Here is a 13,062-nt window from a genome sequence, read left to right as displayed (position 1 = left end):
AGTGTTTTTTGCTAAGCTAAGAATAAGTGAAAAATGAAAGCGAGAACAAGATGACACGTTATCAAGACGATTTTTATGATGCAATCAATGGCGAATGGGAAAAGACAGCTGTCATTCCAGCTGATAAATCTCGAACAGGTGGTTTTATTGACCTTGATGAGGAAATTGAAGAGTTGATGCTGGCAACAACGGACAAGTGGTTGGCAGGAGAGGATGTCCCAGAGGATGCTATCCTCGCAAACTTTGTTAAGTACCATCGCATGGTACGCGATTTTGATAAGAGAGAATCAGATGGGATCAAGCCCGTCCTTCCTCTGCTCAAGGAATATCAGGATTTGGAGAGTTTTGCAGATTTTACCAGCAAACTGGCAGAGTTCGAACTAGCTGGTAAACCAAACTTCCTTCCATTTGGTGTATCGCCAGACTTTATGGATGCCAGAACCAATGTTCTTTGGGCCAGTGCTCCAGGAACAATCTTGCCAGATACAACCTACTATGCTGAAGACCATCCTCAACGTGAGGAGCTCTTGACTCTTTGGAAGGAAAGTACAACGAATCTTCTCAAAGCCTATGATTTCTCAGACGAGGAAATCGCAGACTTACTAGAGAAGAGATTGGAATTGGACCGTCGTATCGCAGCAGTGGTTCTTTCAAACGAAGAAAGTTCAGAATATGCCAAACTCTACCATCCATACGCTTATGAAGAATTCAAAAAATTTGCTCCTGCCCTACCTTTGGATGACTTCTTCCAAGCTGTTCTTGGGCAAGTTCCTGACAAGGTTATCGTAGATGAGGAACGTTTCTGGCAAGCAGCAGATCAGTTTTATAGTGAGGAAGCTTGGCCTCTACTCAAAGCAACCTTGATTTTGGCAGTGGTGAATCTTTCAACCAGTTATTTGACAGATGAGATTCGTGTCTTGTCAGGTGCCTATGGACGTGCCCTTTCAGGTGTGCCAGAAGCTCAGGACAAGGTCAAGGCAGCTTATCATTTGGCCCAAGGTCCCTTTAAGCAAGCCCTTGGTCTCTGGTACGCGCATGAAAAATTCTCTCCAGAAGCTAAGGCAGACGTAGAGAAAAAAGTAGCGACTATGATTGACGTTTATAAGGAACGTTTGGCTAAGAATGACTGGCTCACGCCTGAAACGCGTGACAAGGCCATTGTCAAACTTAATGTCATCAAGCCTTATATCGGTTATCCAGAGGAATTGCCAGCCCGCTACAAGGACAAGGTAGTGGATGAAACTGCCAGTCTCTTTGAGAATGCCCTAGCCTTTGCGCGTGTGGAAATCAAGCACAGCTGGAGTAAGTGGAACCAACCGGTTGACTACAAGGAGTGGGGCATGCCTGCTCATATGGTCAATGCCTACTATAATCCTCAGAAGAACTTGATTGTCTTCCCAGCGGCTATTTTACAGGCTCCATTCTATGACTTGCACCAGTCGTCTTCAGCTAACTATGGTGGTATTGGTGCTGTTATTGCTCACGAGATTTCTCATGCCTTTGACACAAATGGTGCGTCCTTTGATGAAAATGGTAGCCTCAAGGATTGGTGGACAGAGAGTGACTATACTGCTTTCAAAGAAAAAACACAAAAAGTTATCGACCAGTTTGATGGGCAAGAATCTTACGGTGCAAGAATCAACGGGAAACTAACCGTGTCTGAAAACGTTGCTGACTTGGGAGGAATTGCTGCAGCCCTTGAAGCTGCTAAGAGAGAACCAGACTTCTCAGCTGAAGAATTTTTCCACAACTTTGCTCGTATCTGGCGCATGAAAGGCCGTCCAGAATTGATGAAACTTATGGCCAGTGTCGATGTGCACGCGCCTGCCAAACTCCGTGTCAATGTGCAAGTGCCAAACTTCGATGACTTCTTTACAACATACGATGTCAAAGAAGGCGACGGCATGTGGCGTTCACCAGAGGACCGTGTGATTATTTGGTAAAGTAAGTCCTTAATCAAGTATCATCTTGGGATTAATGATTCATTTTTGAAGTTTATCCATCTGAAAATTCAATGCTATCGAGGTTAACATGAAGAAATTTTTAATGACGCTTTCAGCTATTCTTTCGATTTCAGTTTTAGCATCTTGTGGTCTCAATAAAAATAGGAACAATACAGAACCTTCACCCGCACTATCATCTGTCTCCAAAGACGATAAGACTAGTGTATCAACAGAAGCAAAGGCTGAAAATACTAGTGACTCGTCAACCAAGGAATCGCAATCGACTGCTGAAAATAAGAAAGAAACCAGACAAGATTTATATAAAGAAGTTATTGAACGCTATAATCACTTTACAGACCTTTTAAAACAAGGTAAGAGAGAAGATTTATACAAGGAAAGTAAACAAGATAAGATTACTTCAGAAGAATATGGCCTGGTTTTCTCTCGAATGGATTATCAAAATGCATCTGATTGGAAATACGCAATTGTTGATTTGAATAAGGATGGTCAAGACGAGTTGCTTATTGGCGATGAAAAATTTGTTTCAGCCATTTATTATTTGGAAAATCAAAAACCTAGCTTACTTCACACAGCATATATAGCTTCTGCAGGTGGTTTTCGCTCAGGATTTGATATTTATGAAAACGGTCAAGTCTCTTATGCAGACTGGCAGTCAACTCGTCCAGAAATGAACCTGTCTCTATATTCGTTCGATAAAAACGGAGTGCAGAAGATTAAAGAAGCAACTATTCAAATCGGTGGCAACGAAAAAGCAGAGCAAGTTTTAGATATCTCTTCTGAAAAGCTTAATTTATCAAATATTGACTGGAAAGAATTGAATCGAGCTAATTAGTTTTGAATTATTTTTCTAGTCAATATTGATTCTTCTGAGCAAATATTAACATAAAAATAGAAGCTACAAAAAAACCGAGGAAATTATCCTTGGTTTTTTGTTTTCTAAAAAAAGGGATTAAAAGTCTTTTCGTGAGCGATAGTCGTAGCTGGACCATGCCCAGGATAGACATCGTAGTTAGGAAGAGTAAAGAGTTGCGTCTGAATGCTATGGAGGAGTTGTTCCGTGCTACCTGTAGGAAGGTCTGTCCGTCCGATGGTTTCTCGGAAAAGAGCATCTCCGGTCAAGACTAGATGAGCATCAGGAAAGACCAGGGAAACGCCGCCGATAGAGTGCCCTGGGGTCGGTAGAACGGTAAAACGAAATTCCTCAAGCTGGTATTCCTCATGAAAGACAAAGGTGTGCTCTGCTGGTTTTGCGACCACATCTGCCATATCATCATGACGAGGGAGACCAGAGAGATTATCGACTGGAGTGTAAAGCCAGCTAGCTTCGCTCTCTGCTACATAAACTGGAGGATTTCCAAAAGTCTCGCGAACCAAGTCCAGACTCATAATATGGTCGTAGTGGGTGTGGGTCAGGAGAATCGCGCAGACTGGTTTGTTGATTTTCTCAATAGTCTTTCGAATAGCTTCCCAATGGCTACCAGGGTCGATTACAATCAGGTGTTGGTCTCCCTCTATGTAGTAGGTATTTTCATAGGCAACGGGATTCACGGTTTTATGGATTTTCATACTGGCTCCAATCTCAAAGAATGTACTAAACTAAGTATAGCATAGAAGAGAGAAATAAAGTGAAAAGAAAGTCCCACTTTTGTGTTAGAGGGACAATGATCTTATTTAAACTTGAAACCTTCGTAAATGAGTTTTGCTTTGGGATTCTTTTTCTTGATTTGCTTGGCAAGGGCTTTCATCATAGGAAGAGGTCCACACATATAGACCGTAGTCTGGTCAGGGATTTCTTCTTGATCCAAAGTCAGGTATCCTTTTTCATTGCTATCGATCAGCTGCAGGTCAAAGTTAGCATTTTGACGGGCGTAGTCTCGAAGTAGATCTAGGTAGACAGCATTTTCCTCTCCACGGAAACTATAGTAGAAGCGGACGCTCTTGTCTAGGATAGGATGCTCCCGGATATAAGAGATGAAAGGTGTCATTCCAATTCCACCTGCGATCCAGATTTGCTGCTTTGGACCATGTTCCATAGTCATATGCCCATAGGCGCGATCAACCGCAACCTTGCTACCAACTTGAAGATTGTCATAGATATTCTTGGAGTGGTCACCAGAGTTTTTTATCGTAAAATAAAGAGTTCGTCCTTGTCCTCCTGAGATGGAGAAAGGGTGTGGAGCAGTCTCAAAACCTTTTTGGAAAATTTTTAGAAAGGCAAATTGTCCATATTCGTAGGTAAAAGGATGACTGAGCTCTATTTCAATTTCAGTCGTATCGTGGTTGAGGTGTTTGATTCCTACGATTTTTCCAAGATAGGTGAAACCGACTTTTTGATAGAGGAAAATAATATAAAAACCTGCAAGCAAGCCTAAAATAGCATAGATTCCAAAGATAAGACCTAGGAAACTAAAGGAGAGGAGGCGATTTCCCATAATCATCAAAACATGAAAGAGACCAAAGATATAGGCTAGATAAACCAATCGATGAATCCATCTCCAAGCTTCATATTGGATGTACTGTCCCAGATAAGCAACCAGAATGATACTGATAAAGATATAGATAGCGATATTTCCAAACTGTGCGGCCAAATGCGAACCCCAGAGACCGCCCATGCTAAAGTTGTGTAGAGTTAGTAGGAGAATGGATAGAAAAGCCGTGAATTTATGAGCTAGATACATCTTTTCAAGTCCGTTGAACCAAGCCTCAAGCAAGGGTAAACGGCTAGCTAGCATAAAAGTAAGTGAGAGGGTAGTGAGAGCTAAACCAGGGATTAGAAACTGACTAGCACCTGAACTGAGCCAAGCTAGAATGGTCAGAAGCATACTAAGTCCGATAAATAAAATACCTTTTAATGATTTCATAGTAGAAGTCCTTTCATGGATTTATCTTATATTAGATGTAATAAGATTTGTTACATTTTAACAAAAAATGAATCTGTAGTCAAGGTTTAGATTCTAGGCCTCTAAGTCAAATCTTCATGATAATCTATAAATAATGGCTAAGAAATATACTGTTAAATTGGTGCACTTCTTATAGAAAATTTTTTGTTATAACAATGTAAGACTTGGGAAAATTTAACTTCTACAAGACTCTAAAAAATAAATTGATACATCAAAGTGTATTTTATTTAATTATAAGATAAATGGTTCCTGGAATTTACACGCTGTAAACCTGCATGAATATTGGTTTTTTAAAGTATTTACCATTAAATTATTTTTGTATTTTTCTAAAATAAAATTATATAAATTGTTGAAAAAGATAGGGAAAAGTGTTAGTATGAATATGCATATTGAATACGAGGATATAATCCTTTTAGAATAATGAAATTTAAGGACCATTTTTTGAGTAGGGAAGAAATTTCGTTTTTTCTATATTTCAATATCGATATAATAAAAATAGGAAGGTTGTCTATCTTATGAAGAGTAAGCAACAGGATTTTAGAACGGAGAAGTACATTCGTTATGGCATTCGGAAGTACAGCTTTGGGGCAGCATCGGTGGCAATTGCGGCCGGTTTGATGATGTTCCTAGGTAATGGTGCGGTATCGGCAGCGGAAGTACAAGGTGCAGATGCAACAGTGGCAACGACAACACCAGTAGCAACAAAGGAGTCGGAGTCAACTATAACGGCGGAGAAATCTGAAGCTAAGGCGTCAGAAAAAGTAGTAGAGACTAAAAAAGTTGATAAGACTGCTCTGACTAAAAAAGTAGTTGAGTTAGAAGCGAAGATTGCATCTGCAAAGAAAGCTGATGCAACAGCGATAGCTACTGCAAATGAAGTATTGACTGCGGCAAAGGCAGTTCTTGCAAACGAAACTGCAAAACAGGCTGATATCGATGCAGAGCATGCTAAAGTTGAAGCTTTGATTACAGTTGTAGTTGAGTCAGACGAAGCTGGGAAACAAGTTGAGGAAACAGCAGCAACTACAGCAGTCAAACCAGTGGCGACCACTGCTACAGAAAAAGCAGAAGAAACAAAAGAAACAAAAGAAGCAGAAGAAACTGTCAAACCAGTCCAAGAAGCTAAAAAAGTCTTAGAACAAGTTACCTCTGAAGCTGAGGTAACCAATGTTTTAGCAACTGAAGCAGTCCGGAAAAATAAGCTTGATGCTGAAAACAAAGCGGCAATTGAGGCGGCGATAGCTAATAATAAAGAAGTTATTGCGGAAGCTAAAAAAGTGTTAGCTACGGATAGCGTTACAGCTAAACAAGGCAATGAACAATTGTCACGTTTGAACGAGTCAATTCTTGCAGTATATAATGAGCTAAAAAAAGCAGGAATCGGAAAAGATGGAAACTTTGGAGTCGCTTTGGCTGCTCAAGATTTCTATGCTGAAGAGGGTTCTAACACAACTCATGCATCGGAAACAAACGCTGCAAATCATACTGGTAAAGATACCTATACAATTCCAGTACAAGAAATTAAATTAATTACGGGTACTGATGCTACAGGGCTAGAGATAGAAGTCTATTCTAATCAGCGGGTTGGTAATGATACCAATGCTGGAAATGGGATGCATACAGAACAAGGTGGAAAAACTGGTCATAACAACAAAGGACGTGTAGATTATCCATTAACCCCTGATGCTGCTAAAAAGTTAGCTGAAGAAGCACCACTTTGGAGAAATAAACTCCGTGCGGATGGGTCAAGAATTTCAAACTCTGCGACGTCAATATACTCTGCTAACGGTGGTTATGAATACCTAGCTACAGAAATTTATGGCTATGGGTATGAACAAGGAGTTGACAGAGTTTATATTAAAGGTTTGAAAGATCGTATTGCAGTTACAGAAAAAGCTAAGCAAGCTGGTTGGAGTCTTACCTCTGTAACACCAACTAACCTTGTACCAGGTGTTACTTATGATGAGGCGACAGATACCATTCAAGGTAAAGTAGTTGCTGGTATTGAAAATGGAGTGTATGACTTACGATTCAATATTACTGCAACGAATACAGATGGGCGGACTGTCACCTTCCAAATTCAGAATCTACGTGCTGGTTGGGTAGGTTGGCAAGATAGCACACCTCCTACAATTCAGTCAGATTCAGCTCGTTATGATAGAACTGTTGGTGATGATGCGAATATCAATCTTCGTTTTCATGATTCTTCGGGAGCTAGTGCGATACCTGGCAATTCAGCAGGAAACTATGACTATACAACTGCTGAAGGTAAAGTAGTTAAAGTTCGTCAAAATTCTTCTAAAGCAGTCACAGGTGTCTCAGGCTACAACACTATAGGAGCAGAATTAGATGATTCTAAAGTGTTGATTCCTGGCACAAACTATACTGTAACAAACAGTACTGCTGAAGAGCAAAAAGCTGCTGGAACCAACATGGGTAATGCTGTCATTGGAGGTAAGGTGACAGAGGCAGGTATCTATACCGTTTCAGTATTTGCTAAAGATTATGATAAGTTATCTAATAATACGACATGGAATCAGTCAGGTCAAGAGGCGCACGGTTCTATTACTGTAGTTGTTAAGCCTAAAGTTGAAGTTCAAAACGTTGAAACCTATTCAACAACAGTTCCTGTTAAAATCTCGAAAGGTGCTACAAGTGCTAAGGTTACAATGCCAGATGGAACTGTAACAAACTTGAAAGCCGTTAATGGTAAATGGCTTGTAGATAGTGGTTCAACCAATACAGCGGTTACTGAAAATCAAGAACTAGGTGCTGTAGATTCAAATACCGTCTTTAATATTCCAGTCACGTCAGAGGCAACTGCAAAAGTTGGTGTTGATAATATCAAAGTAGAAGCATCAGCTGAAAATGTTAAGGGAACTTTCTTACGTGAGCGAGTTGAATTGAATGGAACTGATGGGCAAAAACACACTGCAGTTTTAAATAGTACATCTGGTCACTGGGAGCTTCCTGCTGACTATGCCGAAGTGAAAACAGCAAATGGAGATGGGACTACAACTTGGACGAAACGCCAAGTATACACTGAAGCGAAACTAGATGGCGGTATGAAATTCTTCATTTACGAATATACTCGTCAACTTGATAAAGATGGAAATGTAACCAGTGTAACTACTCCTGATCGTCCAATGACGGAATATGTTTCTCAAAATACTAACCAAGCTGGCGATGGTATGTCAGTAACTATTACTTTTGACAAACATTCAAACACATGGACATCATCAGATGGAACGGAAGTTACTGCTAAAAAGTTGGGTGATGATTCATGGGAAGTTCATACTAAATCAGGTTTTGGTGGAATCATTAGAGGAACAATCGCAACTAACTCAGATGTTGCGACTGTTGTCAATACGAAACCAATTGCAAGCTCACAAGATTATACTTCTACTAAAGGAACTGCGGTAGATCTCCGTAATGAAGCAAAAGCTGCAGTGACAATCTCTGATGCAGAAGATACTAAGTACGGAAAAACAACTTACATTACTCGTATTACAGTAACATCTCCTTCAGGAGTTCAGAAGGTTTATGACACTAAACAAGATGCAAACAACTATAATCTTGCTAGTGGTTATACACTGAGTGAAGTGGGAGTCTATACAGTAACAGTTGAAGTTATTGATAGTAATGGCAATTACACAACAGATGCTACAATAGGTGGAACTGAATCTGGTGTGGATCATGGGGCTGGCTCATCAACCGCTACAACAACTTACCACATCACAGTAACAGACACGATTGAAGGTCATAATGTAACATCCACAGATGTTCAAGGAGCGACTCAAACAGGTACTCCAACCTTTACATCTGTTGGTGATGGCTCACCTGTGGCACCAAGTGCTACTTCACCTGCTAAGTTGGTAGATCCTACCACTGGTAAGTTAGTTGACCAAGTAACAATTGATGGTCAAGGAACATACACAATTAATAATGAAACTGGTGTTGTGACATTTGTTCCGTTGAAAACATTCACAGGTACAGCAACCCCAGTGACTGTATCATTAACAGCAACTCTTGGTCAATATAAAGATGGAAAACCTATTACCGCTACAGCGACAGCAACATATACTCCAACTGTTACACCAGTTACTCCAACAGCAACTCCTGCAGAATCAACTGGTATCCAAGGCGCTACTCAAACAGGAACGGTAGCATTCAAAGAAGGACACTCTGTTGCTCCAATCAAGCCGAACTCAGCTGTTCTTCTTGATAAGAATGGTACTCCGGTAGCACCTGGAGCTTCAGTAGATGCTTTGGATGAGAATGGTAACAAAGTAGGGGAATATACAATTGACCCAACTTCAAATACTGTAACATTCAGTCCAACCGATAAGACTTACAAAGGTAAAGTCCAACCTGCAACAGTTCAGGCTGAAGATGAGAATGGTACAAAAGTTAAGACAACTTATACTCCACATATTGTAGGTGTTACTCCAACAGCAGAACCTGCTAAGTCAGTTGATGTCCAAGGAGCAACTCAAGAAAGTACAGTAACATTCAATGGTGGTACGACTACACTGGATGGTAAACAGGTGACTGTAGATATTGACCCAGCTACTTTCACTCTTTTAGATGAAACCGGAACTCCAGCAACATCTGTTCCAGCTAAAGACCCTAGTGGAAATGTTATTGGTACATATACTCTGAAAACAGTTGGTGAACAAGCCGTTGCAGTCTTTACCCCAACTGATAAGACTTATAGTGGTGAAGTTCAACCTGTGCGTGTACAGGCTAAAGATAAAAATGGTATTTCGGTTGAAACAACTTACACACCATTGATTACGCCAGTTACACCAACAGCAACTCCAGCAACTTCTGAAAATATTCAAGGAGCAACACAAACAGGCACTCCTACATTTGTTCAAGGTGATGCAATTGCACCAATTAAACAAGGTTCAGTAAAACTTCTTGATAAAGAAGGAAATGAAGTTCCTGCAGGTCAGACAACTCCAGCTTATGCTGAAGATGGGACTACTGAAATTGGTACATTCTCTATTGATCCAACAACTGGAAAGGTAACCTTTAGTCCAACGGATAAATTGTATTCTGGTAAGGTTACTCCAGCAACTGTGCGAGCAGAAGATGAAAATGGAACTAAAGTGACGACAACTTACACGCCACAAATTATCCCAGTAAATCCTATTGGAGTTCCTGCGACTTCTGAAGATGTTCAAGGTGCAACTCAAACTGGAAAACCAGAATTCCAAGGCGGAACTGCAGTTGTCAATGGAAAAGAAGTTACTGTTGAGATGAATGACACTGTTCCAGCTAAATTGATTGATTCTAAAACTGGAAATGTTGTGGATTCTATCACTATTCCGGGTGAAGGTACTTATACTGTAGCACCGGACGGAACAGTAACCTTTGTTCCTGAAAAAACCTTTACAGGTCAAGCATCAGGTGTTGAAGTTTTACGTGAAGACAAGAATGGAACCCCCGTTACAGCAAGCTACACTCCAGTTGTTAAGGCAGCAATTCCAACAGCTACTGATGCTGTTACAGAAGACATTCAAGGTGCAACTCAAAAAGGAGTGCCTACATTCCTAGGTGGTAGGGTTACTGTTAATGGAGTGGAAAAAATTGTTCCTATTGATGAAACCAAGGGTCTTGAACTTATTGATCCAAAAACAGGAAAACCAACAGATCAACCAATTGTCATTCCAGGCGAAGGAACTTATACTGTAAATAATGGTATGGTAGAATTTAAGCCAGAACCACAATTTACTGGAAAAGGAACAGGTGTAGAAGTTCAACGTTTAGATGAGAATGGAACTCCTGTAAAAGCTAAATACACTCCAGTTGTTAAACCAGCAACTCCAACAAGTTCGGATGTTATTACAACAGATGTTCAGGGTGCAACTCAATCAGGAACACCAACATTTGAAGGTGGAAAAGTCAAAGTTAATGGTATTGAGAAAACTGTTGAAATTGATGAAACAGTCAAACCAACGTTTGATGATGGTACAACAGAGAAGACAATTCCAGGTGAAGGTACATATACTATTGATGAAACTGGAAAAGTAACCTTTACTCCCGAGAAGACATTTACAGGTCAAGCAACAGGTGTGACTGTTAAGCGTGTTGATAAGAATGGAACTCCAATTACAGCTAAGTATACCCCAGTTGTTATCCCAGTTACACCTACTTCAAAAGATTCTGAATCAGAAGGTCCGAAAGGACAACCTCAATCAGGAACACCAACATTTGAAGGCGGAAAAGTAACAATCAATGGTAAAGAAATTCCGGTGGAAATTGATGAAACAGTTAAGCCGACCTTTGACGATGGTACAACAGAGAAGAAGGTACCAGGTGAGGGTACATATACTATTGATGAAGCTGGAAAAGTTACTTTCACACCAGAGCCAGAATTTGTAGGTCGAGCAACTGGAGTAACAGTTAAACGTGTTGATAAGAATGGAACCCCAATTACAGCTAAATACATCCCTACTGTACGTCCGAATACTTCATTTGTTGATACTAAAGGAAATATCCTAGCACCAAGTGAAGATGGTTCGCAACCTAAGAAAGATATCCCAGGATACCGCTTCGTAGAGACTAAGAAACTTCCAAATGGCGACACAGAACATGTCTACGAAAAAGTTAAGACCAGTCATAAGGATAAGGAAGGCAATGAAATTCCAGGACATCCAACCGAAGACGGTGAACAACCGAAGAAAGATATTCCAGGATACCGCTTCGTAGAGACTAAGAAACTTCCAAACGGTGACACAGAACACGTTTATGAGAAGGTTAAGACCAGCCACAAGGATAAGGAAGGGAATGACATTCCAGGTTATCCAACCGAAGACGGTGAACAACCTAAGAAGGATATTCCAGGCTACCGCTTCGTAGAGACTAAGAAACTTCCAAACGGTGACACAGAACATGTCTACGAAAAAGTGAAGACTAGTCACAAGGATAAGGAAGGCAATGAAATTCCAGGTTATCCAAGCGAAGACGGTGAACAACCTAAGAAAGATATTCCAGGCTACCGCTTCGTAGAGACTAAGAAACTTCCAAACGGCGACACAGAACATGTTTATGAGAAGGTTAAGACCAGTCACAAGGATAAGGAAGGCAATGAAATTCCAGGATATCCAAGCGAAGACGGTGAACAACCTAAGAAAGATATTCCAGGCTACCGCTTCGTAGAGACTAAGAAACTTCCAAACGGCGACACAGAACACGTTTATGAGAAGGTTAAGACTAGTCACAAGGATAAGGAAGGCAATGACATTCCAGGTTATCCAACCGAAGACGGCGAACAACCTAAGAAAGATATTCCAGGCTACCGCTTCGTAGAGACTAAGAAACTTCCAAACGGCGACACAGAACATGTTTATGAGAAGGTTAAGACCAGTCACAAGGATAAGGAAGGCAATGAAATTCCAGGATATCCAAGCGAAGACGGTGAACAACCTAAGAAAGATATCCCAGGTTACCGCTTCGTAGAGACTAAGAAACTTCCAAACGGTGACACAGAACACGTTTATGAGAAGGTTAAGACCAGTCACAAGGATAAGGAAGGCAATGAAATTCCAGGTTATCCAACCGAAGACGGCGAACAACCTAAGAAAGAAATTCCAGGTTACCGCTTCGTAGAGACTAAGAAACTTCCAAACGGTGACACAGAACACGTTTATGAGAAGGTTAAGACTAGTCACAAGGATAAGGAAGGCAATGACATTCCAGGTTATCCAAGCGAAGACGGCCAACAACCTAAGAAAGATATCCCAGGTTACCGCTTCGTAGAGACTAAGAAACTTCCAAACGGTGACACAGAACACGTTTATGAGAAGGTTAAGACTAGTCACAAGGATAAGGAAGGCAATGACATTCCAGGTTATCCAACCGAAGACGGCGAACAACCGAAGAAAGATATTCCAGGTTACCGCTTCGTAGAGACTAAGAAACTTCCAAACGGTGACACAGAACATGTCTACGAAAAAGTTGTTACTGCCCCTCAACAAAAACCGACTGAGCAATCTCCAACTACTAAAGCAACCAAAGAATTACCTAATACTGGTACGGAAGATCATGCAGCTTTGGCAGCTCTAGGAGTACTTGGTTTGATGAGCGGATTTGGACTTGTGTCTCGAAAGAAAAAAGAAGACTAATTCTATACTCGAGATTCTAAGTAGTATCCATTAGTTTCTGAAACAAAAAACCAACTAATCGTTAGA

Annotated in this window: 5 protein-coding genes; 3 read left to right on the top strand and 2 right to left on the bottom strand. The window is 40.7% G+C overall.

What is annotated here, in order from left to right:
* Window positions 1-50 precede the first annotated feature (50 nt).
* Window positions 51-1,943, top strand: coding sequence for a M13 family metallopeptidase (locus tag D8844_RS01705; protein ID WP_125421409.1), 1,893 nt, complete (start codon window positions 51-53; stop codon window positions 1,941-1,943).
* 88 nt (window positions 1,944-2,031) lie between these two features.
* Entirely contained in the window at window positions 2,032-2,796 is a 765-nt protein-coding gene (locus D8844_RS01700) for a hypothetical protein (protein ID WP_125421406.1), read from the top strand.
* Window positions 2,797-2,900: 104 nt separating this feature from the next.
* Here the strand turns inward: D8844_RS01700 and D8844_RS01695 are convergent, their stop codons facing one another.
* Window positions 2,901-3,530 carry an MBL fold metallo-hydrolase gene (locus D8844_RS01695; protein WP_125421403.1) on the bottom strand — a complete coding sequence of 210 codons (630 nt, stop codon included), beginning with the start codon at window positions 3,528-3,530 and terminating at the stop codon, window positions 2,901-2,903.
* A 101-nt stretch (window positions 3,531-3,631) separates the two neighbouring features.
* Complete coding sequence (locus D8844_RS01690; RefSeq protein ID WP_125413694.1) at window positions 3,632-4,825, bottom strand: ferredoxin reductase family protein; 1,194 nt, start codon at window positions 4,823-4,825, stop codon at window positions 3,632-3,634.
* A gap of 554 nt (window positions 4,826-5,379) precedes the next feature.
* Between D8844_RS01690 and D8844_RS01685 the strand changes: the two genes are divergently transcribed.
* Window positions 5,380-12,996, top strand: a complete 7,617-nt coding sequence (locus D8844_RS01685; protein ID WP_125421400.1) for a YSIRK-type signal peptide-containing protein — start codon at window positions 5,380-5,382, stop codon at window positions 12,994-12,996.
* The last annotated feature ends 66 nt before the right edge of the window (window positions 12,997-13,062 follow it).

Source organism: Streptococcus oralis, assembly GCF_003942875.1.
GTDB classification, from domain to species: Bacteria; Bacillota; Bacilli; order Lactobacillales; family Streptococcaceae; genus Streptococcus; species Streptococcus oralis_BX.
The sequence above is the reverse complement of the archived record's forward strand: the minus strand, read 5'-3'. Positions and strand labels throughout refer to the sequence as shown.

What these genes read in the sequence shown, in the direction of transcription:
- D8844_RS01705 (WP_125421409.1), top strand. Translation starts at nt 51, where the DNA reads ATGACACGTTATCAAGACGATTTTTATGATGCAATCAATGGCGAATGG.
- D8844_RS01700 (WP_125421406.1), top strand. Translation starts at nt 2,032, where the DNA reads ATGAAGAAATTTTTAATGACGCTTTCAGCTATTCTTTCGATTTCAGTT.
- D8844_RS01695 (WP_125421403.1), bottom strand. Translation starts at nt 3,530, where the DNA reads ATGAAAATCCATAAAACCGTGAATCCCGTTGCCTATGAAAATACCTAC.
- D8844_RS01690 (WP_125413694.1), bottom strand. Translation starts at nt 4,825, where the DNA reads ATGAAATCATTAAAAGGTATTTTATTTATCGGACTTAGTATGCTTCTG.
- D8844_RS01685 (WP_125421400.1), top strand. Translation starts at nt 5,380, where the DNA reads ATGAAGAGTAAGCAACAGGATTTTAGAACGGAGAAGTACATTCGTTAT.